Source organism: Bacteroidota bacterium (assembly GCA_016194975.1).
In the GTDB taxonomy this organism is placed as follows: domain Bacteria; phylum Bacteroidota; class Bacteroidia; order Palsa-965; family Palsa-965.
Window position 1 is genome coordinate 247,099 of the sequence record JACQAM010000008.1, and the last position, 15,491, is coordinate 262,589.

General features: G+C 42.5%; 12 protein-coding genes. 3 read left to right on the top strand and 9 right to left on the bottom strand.

The window, feature by feature from the left end; all coding sequences use genetic code 11:
• Window positions 1-55 precede the first annotated feature (55 nt).
• Window positions 56-457, top strand: coding sequence for a hypothetical protein (locus HY064_07335; GenBank protein MBI3510461.1), 402 nt, complete (start codon window positions 56-58; stop codon window positions 455-457).
• 18 nt (window positions 458-475) lie between these two features.
• Here HY064_07335 and HY064_07340 read toward each other — a convergent pair whose 3' ends face one another.
• From HY064_07340 to HY064_07365, 6 genes are all read right to left on the bottom strand, one after another.
• Window positions 476-820, bottom strand: a complete 345-nt coding sequence (locus tag HY064_07340) for a hypothetical protein (protein MBI3510462.1) — start codon at window positions 818-820, stop codon at window positions 476-478.
• A 201-nt stretch (window positions 821-1,021) separates the two neighbouring features.
• The gene (locus HY064_07345) at window positions 1,022-1,345 is read right to left on the bottom strand and encodes a hypothetical protein (GenBank protein MBI3510463.1); all 324 of its coding nucleotides are present in this window, start codon (window positions 1,343-1,345) and stop codon (window positions 1,022-1,024) included.
• A 161-nt stretch (window positions 1,346-1,506) separates the two neighbouring features.
• Entirely contained in the window at window positions 1,507-1,926 is a 420-nt protein-coding gene (locus tag HY064_07350; protein MBI3510464.1) for a hypothetical protein, read from the bottom strand.
• A gap of 142 nt (window positions 1,927-2,068) precedes the next feature.
• On the bottom strand, window positions 2,069-4,018 hold the full coding sequence (locus tag HY064_07355) for a fibronectin type III domain-containing protein (protein ID MBI3510465.1): 1,950 nt from the start codon (window positions 4,016-4,018) through the stop codon (window positions 2,069-2,071).
• 146 nt (window positions 4,019-4,164) lie between these two features.
• The gene (locus HY064_07360; GenBank protein MBI3510466.1) at window positions 4,165-4,383 is read right to left on the bottom strand and encodes a GxxExxY protein; all 219 of its coding nucleotides are present in this window, start codon (window positions 4,381-4,383) and stop codon (window positions 4,165-4,167) included.
• Window positions 4,384-4,394: 11 nt separating this feature from the next.
• The gene (locus HY064_07365) at window positions 4,395-7,106 is read right to left on the bottom strand and encodes a hypothetical protein (protein MBI3510467.1); all 2,712 of its coding nucleotides are present in this window, start codon (window positions 7,104-7,106) and stop codon (window positions 4,395-4,397) included.
• A 451-nt stretch (window positions 7,107-7,557) separates the two neighbouring features.
• Between HY064_07365 and HY064_07370 the strand changes: the two genes are divergently transcribed.
• Window positions 7,558-10,950 carry a hypothetical protein gene (locus HY064_07370; GenBank protein ID MBI3510468.1) on the top strand — a complete coding sequence of 1,131 codons (3,393 nt, stop codon included), beginning with the start codon at window positions 7,558-7,560 and terminating at the stop codon, window positions 10,948-10,950.
• A gap of 85 nt (window positions 10,951-11,035) precedes the next feature.
• Window positions 11,036-12,727 (top strand): hypothetical protein, encoded by a 1,692-nt coding sequence (locus HY064_07375; GenBank protein ID MBI3510469.1) that lies wholly within the window; start codon window positions 11,036-11,038, stop codon window positions 12,725-12,727.
• Between the two features lie 175 nt (window positions 12,728-12,902).
• On the opposite strand, the gene HY064_07380 is transcribed toward HY064_07375, so the two are convergent.
• From HY064_07380 to HY064_07390, 3 genes are all read right to left on the bottom strand, one after another.
• Window positions 12,903-14,243: a tetratricopeptide repeat protein gene (locus HY064_07380; protein MBI3510470.1), complete on the bottom strand. Its 1,341-nt coding sequence runs from the start codon at window positions 14,241-14,243 to the stop codon at window positions 12,903-12,905.
• 54 nt (window positions 14,244-14,297) lie between these two features.
• Window positions 14,298-14,801, bottom strand: a complete 504-nt coding sequence (locus HY064_07385) for a GNAT family N-acetyltransferase (protein ID MBI3510471.1) — start codon at window positions 14,799-14,801, stop codon at window positions 14,298-14,300.
• An 87-nt stretch (window positions 14,802-14,888) separates the two neighbouring features.
• Window positions 14,889-15,482, bottom strand: coding sequence for a hypothetical protein (locus tag HY064_07390; protein ID MBI3510472.1), 594 nt, complete (start codon window positions 15,480-15,482; stop codon window positions 14,889-14,891).
• Between the last annotated feature and the right edge of the window lie 9 nt (window positions 15,483-15,491).

A 15,491-nucleotide genomic window follows, 5' to 3' on the forward strand; every position in this document is an offset into this window, starting at 1 on the left:
AAGCGCAGCTGGAAGCGGAGTGAAAGCAGAAAATAATATTTCTATCTTTCTCTTTATGAAGCCGGGGAATATTCAGAACCGCATGCTGTTGATCTTCGCGATTTCACTTATCATTTGCGCCATAATATTATTTCTTTTTTCACTTGACTTCGGTGGAATGGAAACGCTCGTTACCTATGGAATAATTGTGGCGATACTTTTCAGTCTCATCGTGAATTCTTATAGAAAGCACCGTGGAGATTTTGATGTAACGGCGATCCCATTGCTTCCTTTCATTTTTATCTACTACACCTGGAGATGGATCGTTCACCGTCATATTGATTTCCACTATACGGGTAGTTGGGTCGATGGTCTTCGCGCAGGAGTTGTTCCCATAATTTATGTGATCAAATGGATCATGAGTCTTATCACCTTCGTAGTGATTCTTCTTTTTCAGAATGCAGACGAAAAGAATTGAAAAATAAATGATGCCGTATTATTCGTGCACGGCCACTTCCCGCACTAAAGCATCTCTTCCGGGAAAAATGACTTTTACTTTATAATTTCCATAAGTGGGAACATCGATCACCGTTGTCATTCCGGGCGCATTTACGTAGGCAATTAATTTTCCGCCTTCATTCATTACTTCTATAGCAATGGCGCGCTCGCCGGTTTCCTGGCTGATGATAATTTTTTTGTTGCTCGCCTGGGCAATGATGTGATCGTATGCTGCGCGTGAAATAATATTTCCATCCGGAAATTTATCTGCCTTCACCGGAATGCATATTGCAGCAATAAAAAAAATGGAGAGAAGGATTGTAAGAGGAAGATGCGATCTCATGAGTGTAACGTTTTGTAATGATGGGGGACTGCAAACGTACCGTCTCATTGTAAAAACCGGAAACCTCAAGCGAAAATCTTCTTGCCGGTGTAAGAAAAAAAGGAATTTTGTAAGGAGAAAAACGGATTATAGCCACTTTATTTTTCCAGAATTCCTATTAATGCTGCTTTGTAAAGAGTTGGTTGGATTTCTCCGAATAAATCAAATTGTCGCAAACCATAGATCCTTAATAGATATCCCTTCACTGGGTATTGAAGAATGCCACTTCAATATGGAATCAGAAACAGAAGTATTCAAGGAATAGATTCTTGCATCAAAATCTTGGACTTCTACAATAATTACTCTTCTTTCATCAATCATTTGTTTCATCTCCGAAATATAGTTAGTGGAAACAAAAATCAGGGGAAGCTTTGCGCTGAAATAAAGTACCAGTTCATTCTTGTTAATCAGCATACCCCATTCCTCACCACATTCTTGATCCCAGTTAATTCTAAAGCCATTCTTTTTTGAGTAGCGATCGATCAATTGCAGGAAATTATCCTGAACAATTTCGTTTTTTTTACAAAAGCTTTTGTAAAATATTCGGCAAGTTCAATCATTGTGATAATTTCATTATTTAACTGGGGGATTTCCAGGTGTTCCGTGAACCATTGGAAGTTCTGTTCCCGCATCTGTTCTGTAAATATTCATCCATTGTGTCGGTTGACCATTCGAATATCCGATAATTCCGTCTTTAATGAAAACTTTAGCACTATTTTGCGCATCCCAAAGATTGTATTTATCGGCATAAGCAGTTCCATCCAATACGAATACAAAGTCGTATCCCAATTCCAAATCTGTTCATAGCTCAGAAAAAATCTTCCGCAATAAACCTGGAGAGCGCAAGTATTTTCAGAATTGAATCCACTCAGATCATTCTCCAAATCAGTTTTAATTGATGCTTCGGAAAAGAAAGTGGCTCCACCGTTTTCATACGCTTCGTCGAGATAAGAATTTCCACCGGTATCGTAGGCGCAATTTTCTTCGGTGATATATGGCGAATCTTTATCCCGCGAATACGCCAACGTCGCACATAGGGAAAGGAGGAAGAAAAATATTTTTCTCATTTTTTGTTCAGGAATTTAATAGTTGTAGCTTTTACAAAAAGATCAAGTTGATCATGAGCAAAGGAGATCAATTGAGATTGAGAATTTCCCTGCAGTATTTTTTGATTTAATTTCTCATTCAGCGAATTGGATTCGACAGGGATCAATAATCCACCTCCACCCTCACCATCTTCGTCTCTGCGCCGCTTTTCATAATTGCTTTTATGGCATACACATATTCATTGCCTGGATAAAGTTCGTTGTCGTTCATTGATGTAATATTTCCATTCACGGTTTTCCATGTACGAAGCTGTTCTCCTTTTTTTGCTTTGTAAATAATGTAGCGGTCGGTATTCTGCTCACTGTTCCAGGATAAAGAGATCTTCCTTTTTTCACGATCAGGTACTGCAGAAAACATTTTCATGGCGGGAATAATTCGCGGCTGAAAAATAATGGAAGGAAAATCAGTTACACTTTTATTTCCACTGCTGTCGGTGACGGTCATACGGTAGGAATATTCTTCGTCGTTCACAACGGAAGTGTCTTCAAAAAATGCGAGTGAGTCGTTTCCGTTTTTACGAAAAATAATTTTCACTTCATTATTTTCTTCTCTTCTCGTCAGTACGTAATCGCTTACATCATCGCTCGTGCTGTTTATCCAGCCAACATTTACAGAAGTATCAGTATGAAAAATATAATTCACAAGCACCGGCACGGGTGGAATTTTATCGGGGCGCTTTAATTGCAATGGCGTAGAATTATTTGAGTTGTTCCATCGCATGTCCACGCTGCGCACGCAATAGTACACGTTGTGCGTGAGTGTGTGCAGGGAAATTGTATCAGTAAAAAAATTACTCCGGATGATAGAGTCATTCACTTCCACGAATTCTTCCTGGAGCGCATTACAGCGAAACACACGGTATCCTTTAAGATCCGGCGCTTCCGAAATTTTCCAGGATAGATGCACCACGCCATTTGAATCAATTTTTCCATTCAGCATTTCAGGAACGGGGGGCGGAGTGCTGTCAATGAGTTGCAATAAATACGGAAATGAAAAGGAGGTGTCGTTGTTTTTGCTGAGTGCGGCGATCTCGTAATAATTTGTTCCCGAGGGAGCGGCATCCGTGAATTCAAATGAAGAAGCAGGAAGCGTTTCCATTTTTCTGAAACCGGAATTCGCAGAAGCGGAATGATAAATTTCAAATGAAAGAATAGTTGACGGATCCACATTGCCCGATAAACTCCATTTCATTTTTACAATTTTATTATCGGGAGAATAAATGGTGTCGATGAGCGGAAAACAATTCCAGTCGTCGCGCCCTTTTCCGTGGACAGTGGCAGAAGGCGGCCCTGTTATTCCGAAGTAAGAATAACTGCAGACCCGGTACCAGTACATTTTATTGTTCGATGGAAATGAATCACGGTAATTTGCAACGGTTTTATTCTGTTCGAAAGATGAATGTGCAAAAATGAAAAGTGTTTTATTCACGCGTAAAAAATGAATGCTATCGTCAGAACGTTCTATAATGTACCCGGCACATTCTTCCCGCGTGGAAGAAACATCGAATGACAAAACTGCTTTTCTATTCCTGAATTCTGCTTTTATATTTTCCGGTGCATGAAGCAGAGTTATTTCTGCTGCTGATGCAATGCCGGGAGTGTGTTTCAAATTTGCAGGAGCAGAAGCAAGCCGTACCCGGTAAATATATTTTTCTCCGGGTGAAATAGTTTTGTCAGTGAAAAAAAGTCCGGCGGCTTTTGCAGTGCCAATAGAAAGATCGCACGCTTTGAGTGTAAGGCCGTAATTCAACTGTTCTTCCGTTTTAATTTTTGCCGGATCTTTTTCTTTCATGGAATTTTCCGGGTAAATATTTTCATAAACAAATTCATTCATCTCATCAACGACAAATAATTTTTTCCAGGCGGAATCTTCTTTTGGCAATGGCATTACCGGGGAAGCAGTGATGAGCGTTCCTTTACCGGTAGGATCTTCATTGGCAAGATCGAGATACTGATCCATTGTATATCGCTCAATGAGATAACCACTCTTCATTCCAAGTTTCCAGATTGCGGGAGTAGAAGGAACCCACCGGAGCATAATACTATCTGTCATAACGAAAGTGCGGATGAAAATATCGGAGTGCTGTGCATGAATGCCAGGGGATACGAACAGAAAAAAAATCAGCACATAGAAACAAAAGTGTTTTTTCATCAGACAATTTTTTTGTCAAAGAGTTACACGGAGAAGGTCACAGAGATTCACAGGGAATAATTATTATCTGATGAGCCTTTTAATTCCGTGAACAAGCATTCCTGATAAGCAGATTCCAATAAACCCAGGCCGAGTGCAGAATGAACTTTAATTGCAAAGCCAATAATTTTTCCAGAGAGTTCGTTATCCACCCCTGTGTAACTCTGTGACAGGCCTCTGTTTTTCCCCGTGGTTTCCGAATTGTTTTTTTTACCTGAATTTTCCATGTTAACTTTTTTTAATTCTGAACAATATTGCATTGACTTCCCGATTCGAAATAACAATCGGCGTGTCCCGACACTGCCCCACCGAGTACATCGTAATCACATCCAACAGCACCTCCCACCCATGATGGATCAGGAACCCGCGCCTGCAAAATTGCCGCAGCAGAAAGAGAAATTATCGTGATGTCGAAATCATGCACCACGTGCCCGCGCACACCTATGTCGCCCTGCAGGTATGCATACGCTTGCCCCTGCGCATACCAGCCATCGAGCCCGACCGTGTTCGTTGTGTTTGCGCAATGGGCGTGCGCACCATAATCGCGCACCATGATATCGAACCCGGCGCCGGCAGAAAAATTATAATACACATTCCAATGCTCGCTACCGATAATTCCATGGAATCCATCAGCGAAGCTTGCACCGAAAACAAATCCGCTTGCATTGGATATTGCATTCTCATCACGCTGATCATTCAACCCGTTCGTATTTACAACAGCGGAAACATTTGCAGGCGGAGGAGGCATTGGATCTACAACCGATCCTGTTTCGAAGTAAGCTGAAAAATTTGCGATGCCCGCAACATTCACCATCATGCGCTGCTGTGGACGGCCGATGTACACGTACCACGTTTGCGGATCGAAATGCATAATGGAAGTTCCGTTGCCTGAAATTCCCGGAAGATGGATCTGCGAGGCCATCACCGCGTGCAACGCGTTATTCTGAAAATCATATCGCATGACCAGCGATGCAGTGGCAGGAAGTTGCTGCGGAGATTTATTCAACCGGTCAGTAATTCCGGTCATAAAAAAAACAGTGCCGTTCAGTTGTAAATAATTTATTCCTCCGTTGGAATTGAAATTCATTTCGAAAGCTATATCGCCATTGCACGGCTTGGGAGAACCACTTGTTCCCAATGTGACACCGGCTTTCACACCCACAGAAATATTTTCATCAGGAACATAAGCCAGCGCATTTCCGAAAGAAGAAGTGTACAATTGATTTTCGAGCGCAGTCGCATCCTGGCGATGCATGTGATAATAAACGCCGCCCATGAAGCGGTAAATAGATGCGCCGCCTCCAATAGGAACAGTGAATGGAACAGCCGCATCAACATAGAAGTAACGATAATTATTTACTGTGCCGAACCAAACACTGGAAATTGCAGGAGAGGAAAGCCCCGGCGTGATCATCAGTGAAATATTTCCGCCGAAACCTTTTCCATAAACGGGATCATTGTTTTTAAAAATAATAGTGCCATGAAGCTGAACCGGGCTGCAATTGTAATCGACAGAAATATTATTTACCGCGAGACGATCGAATTCCAGTTTTTGTTTTGTGGCATTTCCACCTTCACTGGCATTCGCAACTGTTGACGATCTTGTAATAATATCGAATCCTCCATTCACACTTATGCTGAATCCGCCGGAAGAATTATCAGTGAAATTCACACCCACGTCAAAAGCGATCGCTGCCTGCTGATTAAGTAAACCGATCTGAATTTGTGAAATGCTGAAACCGAATCCGCCGAGTTTTTTATTATCTGCCGTGAAGCCGAATGTTCCGCCAACGAGTACAGGAGCTTCAGAAACCAAAGTGAGTTGTTGAAAGGGAATATTTTTTGCTTCTGCATCGCTGTGCGAAAAAGAAATCATTCCATTGAGCACGGCTCGTGGTTTTAATTTTCCATTCACTTTACTGATCGTGAGCGCCGATGAATTATAGAGTGTAAGTTTTGCGGAAAGAACATTTGCATTTACATCACTTGCCGGTGAGATTGTGAATGAATAATCAGTTTCATGCGACTGGAGATTTTCAAAAATCGCAGCCGCGTAATGCAGCGAATCATTTTCACTCACCGGAAGTTTTACATAACCGGCCATGCTTCCGCCGTTGATATGATTGGAAACAAGATTCACGCCAATGGAATTCACAGAAAATCCCCAGCCGCTCATACTTCCCTGCGAGCAGTTGAATAAATTATTCCCGAGAAAATATCCTGAAACGCCGGAATTATCAATGACAAGATTAGTTGCAATAATTTCCGGCCGCGTTCCATTCTTAGAAAGTTCTTTAGGAAGTTTAACGCGGAACTGCCGGATGTAAAAACCAGTCCACATCAATGGATCGTTATTGCAATTCGAAAGATCATAGCCATTCGGGAAGATCATTCCCTGCGCGTTATTGAGTTCACTGAAATCGGCAGTGGCATCAAGAACGGAAAATGAAACATCCTTCAACCCGTGAATACAGAATGGCGCAAGGGAAGTCTGCACCACAAAATTGTGAAGATCGGTGCAATGCACCTGGAACGAAGCGCGTACTACCGAATCGGGAGAGGAAGATGGATCGGGATAGATCATTCCCGGATCGAATTCAAAATATCCTTTGAGATTCACCGATTGAAATCCATTGCAATCCCATTCCACATAATTGTAACCATCCGGTTTTAAAACGAGCGTCACTTTCGGCCCGATAGAAATTCTGTGTTCGCTCACGAGAACAAGTTTTGTATTCGGGCCCGGCATCACACCTTTCGGATTGAAATTTATATTCTGTGCAGAGAAACAGAGTTTTTGAGTTGCGCCCGGAAATTCGAGTGCCATGAATGCAGAAAAAGTAGCATTGTTCGTTTTGAATTTTGCACTGTCGATGGCAATGACATAACGTGTGCTGCCGATCTCTTTCACAATTCCGAATGGAAGTGAAGCGGCCGAATCAGGATTCATATTTCCGGCCAGGCGATTTTCGCTTTCTACTTTATTGCAAATGGAAAGCACATAACTCTGCAAAGGATCGATCGTGCTGTCGGACTGGGCGGGTAAATTAATTGAAAACAGAATTAATATTAGTGACGCCGAAGCGCGTCGTGTAAATTTTACCACTAAGGCACGAGGGCACAAAGAATGATTCTTAAAAAAATCAGTTCGTGGAAGAGACATTGTGCCTTTGTGGCTTTGTGACATTTTTTATTTCAGGATTAAAGACGCCGAAGCGCGTCGTGTAAATTTTGCCACTAAGGCACGAGGGCACAAAAGAAAACATTTCGCGTGAGAATAGGCGTTTACAACCAATTAAGTTCGGATAGATTGGATAAAAAAAATTTCCAATTACAAATGGTTAGAACCGAATCAATTATTCTTCTTGAATTATTTTCGCGCCCGCATATAATTCATTCGCTTGAAGAAAATAATTTTTATACTACCTCTTTTATTTTTTCATGTTGCTGGTGCGCAAACCATCAGCGGCGTTTCTTATCCTGTTGCAAATTGCGTGGGCGGTTCCTGCCCGGCACAAATAACGTTGCCTTCTTACATCACCGCTTCTTATTTTGATTCTGTAAATGAAGTAATTTATCTCGGCGGACGATTCGATAATTTTTCCGGCAATACACGCAATGGCCTTGCAGCCATAGATGCCATCACAGGAAATCTTCTTCCGTGGAATCCTGCGGTGAATAATGGAACAGTTACAGCGATCACCAAGAGCGGAGATTCAATTTTTGTGGGTGGAACTTTTACGCAGATCAATGGCATCACAAGGAATCGCATTGCGGCAATCAGTAAAACTACTTCCCTTCTTTTTCCTGATTTTTCCAATGGAACCACACTCGCAACTGATTCTGTTTTGTCTTTGCTTGTTCTCGGAAATAATCTGTATGTCGGCGGAAGATTTTCCAGTATTGCTTCCACAACAAGAAATTTTCTTGCGCGATTTTCAGTTTCAACGGGAATCATAGATGCAGTATGGAATCCGGTTGTTCCGGGAACAGTGAGAAAAAATTCTTTCATCGGCGGAAATATTGCCACGTTGTTCGATGTTCCTTCCGGCCCTTCATCTGAGATCGCGACCATTCCGGTTTCTGCGAACACCGTTACTTCCCGCGCAATTTCAGATCCGAACCAGAATATTCTGGATTTTGCATTGCGTGGTAACGTAGCATTTCTTGTCGGAAATTTTTTCGCGATCAATTCTATTGCAAGAACAACATCGGCTGCAGTTGATCTCACGAACGGAACGCTCTCAGCCTGGAATCCCGTTCCATCATTTTCAGGATTCGATACAAGAAATAAATTGTGGATCGCTTATTACCGCGACAGTCTTTTCATTGGCACAATGGATATTTTCAGTCAGAATCCTCCTTATCACCGCATCTATGTGAGTCATTATGTGAATGGAGGATTGCGAATTCTCAAGCAATACAATTCTTCTGCCTCCGGATCGTTCGGATATTTCTGCGATGGATTTCTCATTGGTAATGCGCGCATGTTCGAGATTGAACGATACGCACAGCACGGCGCTTTTCCTTATGGAACAGTGGACGATCATTTTTCAAGTTATTGCATGAAGCCACCCGCGTTCCCGGGCGTGTACACGATTGCCCCGACGCAGGCGTGCCCTGGCGACACCAATATTCTTTACAGCATTCAGCCACTCGCTTATTTTTATTCCTACACCTGGTCGCCTACGAATCCGGGGATCGTTCCTTCGGGAAATTCCTATTCTACGCTGGTTGATTTTCTCAGTACGTATTCCGTTACCGCTTCCCTGCGCGTTTATGGAGTTACGTCCTGCGGCATTTCATCCACCGGGTTCCGTTCCATCGCTATTGCTCCGAAATCGCTGCCGAATGTGACCGCGGGGCCTGATGATACGTTGAGTTGTATTACAACACAACTTGAACTGTACGGCGCTTCATCAACCGCAGGTGCAATATTTTCATGGAACAGCCCGTCCGGAACAGGGAATGCAGATTCCATACTTGCAACTTTACCGGGAAATTATTTTCTCACTGTTCACGGGGGAAATGGTTGCTGGAAAACAGATACTGCCGTTGTTGTCATAGATACACTACGTCCTTCTATCATTCCTTTCTCCTCCGTTCCAACAATTACCTGTCGCGATACAATTGCTATGCTTAATGCGAACGCATTGTATCCTTCCGATTCGTTGTACTGGAACGGCCCCGGGCTTTTAAACCACGACGATCCGGCGAATGCCATGCAATCAGCAAATTACCTGCTTACTGTAATGAACAGGAATAATGGTTGCACGAATGGAGACACGGTTTTTGTCCCGCAGAATATTAATCCCCCGAATGCAAATGTTGTTGCTCCCGATACGGTTCTCACTTGTAATATTACTTCGGTAATCCTTGATGCGAATTCAAATTCAAATTCAAATGTAATTTTCCAATGGCGCGATACCAGCGGAATTTATTTTTCAGATCCGGATACAGTGAGCGCTGCAGAAGTTTACCAGTTGTATGCGACAGATACTTCGAACGGCTGTGTGAACAATTCCAATTTTGTTTTTATTTCTTCCTGGACAACAGCGCCGGGAATTGTTCCTATGAATGATTCTGCTTTTCTCAATTGCTCTTATTCATCGATTACGCTCAATGCAACTTCATTGACGAATGGAGCAACTTTACAGTGGAGCGGTCCTTCAAATTATTCTTCTTCCAACCCTGCGACCGCCAATCAAACCGGAAATTATTTTGTCACTGCAACGCATCCGCAAACAGGATGTACTTCTTTCGATTCTGTTTTTGTAGATTTTCAAATGACGCTCGATGTGCGTGCAGGAAATGATACCACCATCTGTCCTGGTAGCGGCGCATCACTTGGTGTAACTGTTGTTGGCGGAACCCCTGCATTCAATTTCAGCTGGAACAATAGCGCAGGAAATTCTCAGAATGAAATTGTATTTCCTGCTGATACGCTTGTTTATGTTGTGAATGTGAATGATGCTGCCGGTTGTACCGGAACAGATTCTGTGATCGTGAATGTTCCCGGCGTGATCACGGATTCCGTTCACGCATTTCAACCCTGCGATCCGAATCAGCCCACCGGGCAACTCCAGGTTTTTGCCAATGGAGGAGTGCCTCCTTTTTCTTTTTCGATCGATAATGGGACAACATGGAATAACTCCGGAATATTTTCCAATCTCAATTATGGAAATTATTTCGTTCTCATCCGGGACGCATTAGGATGTTCGGAAAATATTTCTGCAGGCATTGATACAAATTCTTTAGCGCCGCGTGCCGATTTTCTGGTGAGCACTTCTCCGCAGCAGGGTGATACGATCGTAGTCGTTGACATCAGCGATCCGCGTCCCGATAGTGTTCATTGGGAATTTCCGGTGAATGCAGAAATAACAGACAGCTCCATGTTTTCACCATCATTCGTGAACGCAGATACGGGCGCGTGCGTGATTGTTATGCATGCATACTTTGGCGCATGCGAGGTCGTGTATGCGCGCACGATTAGCATTCATCCGTTCGATTCTTCTTATGCAACACTATGGAACAACAACGGGATCGACACCATTATTCTTTATCCGAACCCGAACAACGGAATTTTTAATCTCGATGTGCGGCTTTATTCGAAACAGGATTTTGTTATTCTCGTGAATGATGCGAATGGAAATGAACAGGAACGAATTCCGGTACATGATGCAGGGGAGTGGAATGGAACTGTAAATCTTTTAAATCCTGCTCCGGGAAATTATATTCTTCGAGTGATTGCGGAATTCGACTCAGCAGAAAAAATATTTGTGATCGCACAATAATTTATTTTCGTTACGTATCTTCTCAATGTTCCACACTTCGTTAATCAGGCGCACGTTTTCCACCAGAGCAAAATTCTTTGCGCCTTTGCGCCTTAGCGGTTTAATTATTGTATTCTTTCATGGCGATCTTTTCTCCCAAAATCTCGAAAAGATCGGTAAGAAAAATATGGTGACGGTAAGTGGCGGAATGAATTACAATGAAATATTTTACAATGCATACGGAATGAATCCGCGCCGTGATCCGTATACCTGGTATTTCAATGGAAATCTGAATGTGAATATTCTTGACGTGAGTTTGCCATTTACTTATTCTTACACCAATAACCGGGGAACATACACGCAGCCATTCAATATGCAGAGTTGTTCGCCGAAATACAAATGGGCGCAGGCGCACGTGGGAACAACAGCAATGAATTTTTCAAACTATACTTTGTCGGGACATATTTTCACCGGTGCCGGAATAGAATTGACGCCGAACGGATTTTACATTGGGGCAATGTATGGAAGATTGAACAAGGCCATTGCCTATGATGCGGTGAATAATTCGGCAGAAGGAATGAGTTATAAAAGAAATGGAGCAGCGTTTAAAGTCGGTTATGACAATAACGGGCATTCCATTGGCCTCACGTATTTCACTGCAAAAGATGATTTGAATTCGCTGAATTTTATTCCTGCTGATGCAAACCTTTTTGCACAGCAGAACGCGGCGGTAAGTGTGAATGGGAAAACAAAATTATTTTCAAAACTTTCTCTTGAAGGGGAATATGCATTATCCGGCATCACCGCGAATATTAAAAGTAATAATGAAACCGTGGATTTCTCCGGCTGGGAAAAATGGATGATGCCCACAAAAACAACAACAAAGTTTTTCAAGGCCTATCGCGCTTCTCTTACCTGGACCGAAAAAATATTTTCTCTTTCGATAAAGCACGAACACGTGGATCCAGATTATCGCACGTTTGGATCCTATTATTTCATCAATGATCTCGACAATTGGTCGCTGGCTCCTTCGTTGCGTTTGTTCAACGGGAAAATAAATCTGAATATCAATTCCGGTTTGCAGCGGAATAATCTCGATGGCTCAAAAATAAATACCATGTACCGCTGGGTGGCTTCCGCCAATTTAAATGTTGTACTAATGAAATCACTCGTTGCAAATGCATCGTATTCCAATTTCACGAGCTACACCACCAAACGGCCGGTGACCGATCCGTTCTGGACGCCATCGCCGGCAGACACATTGAATTTTTACCAGGTGAATGAACAATGGAATTCCTGTTTGTCCTATTCTTTCGGGAAGGAAAAATTCAAAAACAGCGTTTCGCTCATGGGCGCATACGTGCTCACGCAGCAGAAACAACTCATCCCGGAAACTCCGGCAACAGGAGTGCTCAACGTGAACACATCTTATTCCCTGCAATTTGTTCCCGCAAAATTTTCTGTAAGCATTTCCGGCAATTACAATCAATCGAAGACCGATACCATCCTCACGGAATATCTTGGCCCCGGCATCCAGCTCATACAGAATTTTCTTCAGGGGAAAATGCACTTTTCGGCAGGAACGGTTTTCAACGAAGCGAAAACAAATGCTGTGCTCACTTCAGAAATTCTTTCTCATCGCGCGCAATTTTCTTTTTCTCCGAAGATGAAAGAAAAAAAATATGGCCAACCCACAATTTCTGTCAACGCAATTTTTCTGCAGAAGTTCCCCGTTAATACTTCTCAGCATTCAACAGGGGAACTTACACTGACAGCGAATTTGGGATACACATTTTAGATTTCACAACCTCCCGCCAAAAACATTCTCATCTTTCCACAAAAATAGTTTCAGTTTTGCGCCGGAAATAAAAATATTTTCCCCCGGTGAGGGCGATTGTTTTATCTCCGCATACGCACGTTCATGCGCACGAATGATTTTTCTTTACATTACTGATCCGGAAATTTCAAAAATTTTATTTTTCCCCATCCGACCGTTTCGCCTGGGCGGGGTTCAGTTTTTTTGAAATATATTTTTCAGCCGGTAAAAGAGATTGCTGTATCCTCTTCGCATAATTAATACTGTCAATGATCTCTTTCTGTTTCATCTCAATGAGTTCATTCTTTATCGTGAGTTGTTCGTTCGCTTTTTGTTTGATCTTGTAACGATTGAACAGAATGACAATAAAAAGCACGGCCACTATTCCGGAAGCGATAAGTACATTGCGGAGAATTTTCTTCTGCGCATTGGTCTGCTCATTCTCTAATTTCGAAATGTGTAATTGCTGCTGATCCAGTTTCAATTCATTTTCTTTTTGCTCACGATCGAAACCCGATTTAAGATCAGCAATTCCTCTTTTTGCTGATGCAGTGGAAATGGAATCATTCAAAGAATCGGCGCTCACTTTACAGCGAAATGCATTTTTATAATCGCCCGTCTTCGAATAAATGAGTGCGAGGCCGCTGAGCGCATCCGACCACAGATCGAATATTCCGGCTTCCTGCGCATTCTTTAATCCTTCGAGATAATATTTTTTCGCGTTGTCATATTGCTGCTGTCGTGAAAAAAGATCACCAAGATTATTATTCACAAGTGCCATTGACTCTTTGTCTTCATCATCAATCGCATACTGTAAACTCTGACGAAGGTATTTTTCTGAAAGATAATATTTCCCCGAATCCATGTAGAACAGTGCCAGGTTGTTCAATGAATTTCCTACTCCGCTGTAATCGCCCAGCCGGATGAAAAGACTGTCGGCGATATTCATAAAGTAAAGTGAACTGTCCACCATGTGCAGGTTGAGGTACATGTCGCTGAGATTGGAAAGTACATTAGCCCTGTAATGATCATAATGGTAGTTCACGCAAATCGGAAGCGCCTCTGAAAATAATTGCATCGCTTCCCTCACATCACCATCTGCCGAATAAATATTCCCGAGATTATTAAGAAGTGCAGCTTCGTTGAAGTGATCGTTATTACTCTTCGCGATCTTCAAACCTTCTCTCGAATATTTCAGTGCATTGGCTTCATCAGGAATAGATGTGTAAATATTGCCGAGTGTTTTCCTGGAGAATGCACGCAGATAATCATTCCCTATACTATCGGCAATTTCCATTCCGCGGAAAGCATAATCAAGCGCTTTCGATTGATCGACGCCGTCATAATCATCGCCAATGGAAACAAGAAGATACGATCGCAAAGAATCATTGTGCGCAGAAGACAGAATTTTAAGCAGCGAATCGATGTCTTCCTGTTGTGCAGCAACAGAAGTGAAAATGACAAGTGCTGAAAAAGAAAACAATTTCCGGAAATTCATTCACGATGAAGATAAATAAATCTGGATTAATTTCTTCCAAAAAAATTTCTCAGGTCAAATGAATTCTTCCCGCAGTAACGCATAAATGCACGAATCAATTACCACTCCATGTTTGACCGCGTTATTCCGCAAAACAGCTTCGAGTTGGTAACCTGCTTTTTCAAGCGCGCGGCGCGAAGCAGTATTATGGGAGAATGGTTCAGCATAAATTCTTACGATTTCCGTTTTCGCAAACATTTTTTCCGTCACCAATTTTATTGCCTGCGTGGCAAAACCTTTTCCCCAGTATTCTTCACCGATCCAGTAACCGATCTCTGCTGTTTTGCTATAGATGTCATTTTTCACGGAGCCGCCGCAACTTCCGATAAGTTCATCATCGAGTGTAATGGCGAAAAAATAATTTCGCTCTCCATACGTTGCGAGATGAATGAATGCTTCTGCATCTTTTTCTGAATAAGGCGAAGGAAAACGATCGCGAAGATTCATCGCAATGTTTTTATTGTTGGCGAGTTGCGCTAATCTTTCCTTATCGGAAATTTTCCAGGGGCGGATCGAAATATTTTTCACAGGGGGAATTCGGATAAAAAACTTTTCAAAAAAAATGGCCGTTCTTGCGAACGGCCTATGGAGATTATTTGCCTGGGGTCATTTCACAAGAATCTGCTTGCTGTAAAATTCCTGGTCACTGCAACCGATGATGGTGTAAGTGCCGCTCGCAAGCAGCGGATCAGGATCGATGCATTCTACCGGATTTCCATTCGCAGTCACTTCTACTTTGGAATAATATTGTTCGCCCGCCGGATTCATCACAACAACTAACATGGAATTATCGGAGGAAGAATGATTGTAAGAAGTTCCTTCCACGGGAGAAACCGGTTCGCCGTTCTCATTGTATTTTACAGGAACTGCATTGGAATAAGAAACAGAACCATCGGCGCCAACAAGTTTCAGGCGATAATAAGAAAGTCCGTCGAAGGGCTGAAAATCGGTTTCTATATAATCAGTATTAATATCGGCCGCCTGTACGTTTCCGAAATCAACGAAATCAGAACCGTTCCTCGATTTCTCAAGCGAATAATTTTTCACGCCCTGCACATCGGTATTCCAGGAAAGTAAAACCTGTTTTCCGCGCGCAATGGCGTTGAAAGATTTCAAGGAAACATCGGAAGAGGTGAGATCTTGTGCGGGGGCAGAGCAAAAGAACAATCCGGAAAAAGCGAGTGTAATCAGTAAACGCATGACGGTGTT

Coding starts and splice junctions, on each gene's coding strand:
- HY064_07360 (MBI3510466.1), bottom strand. CDS start 4,383: ATGGAAAATTCAGGTAAAAAAAACAATTCGGAAACCACGGGGAAAAAC.
- HY064_07390 (MBI3510472.1), bottom strand. CDS start 15,482: ATGCGTTTACTGATTACACTCGCTTTTTCCGGATTGTTCTTTTGCTCT.
- HY064_07365 (MBI3510467.1), bottom strand. CDS start 7,106: ATGAATCCTGATTCGGCCGCTTCACTTCCATTCGGAATTGTGAAAGAG.
- HY064_07340 (MBI3510462.1), bottom strand. CDS start 820: ATGAGATCGCATCTTCCTCTTACAATCCTTCTCTCCATTTTTTTTATT.
- HY064_07335 (MBI3510461.1), top strand. CDS start 56: ATGAAGCCGGGGAATATTCAGAACCGCATGCTGTTGATCTTCGCGATT.
- HY064_07350 (MBI3510464.1), bottom strand. CDS start 1,926: ATGAGAAAAATATTTTTCTTCCTCCTTTCCCTATGTGCGACGTTGGCG.
- HY064_07380 (MBI3510470.1), bottom strand. CDS start 14,243: ATGAATTTCCGGAAATTGTTTTCTTTTTCAGCACTTGTCATTTTCACT.
- HY064_07355 (MBI3510465.1), bottom strand. CDS start 4,018: ATGACAGATAGTATTATGCTCCGGTGGGTTCCTTCTACTCCCGCAATC.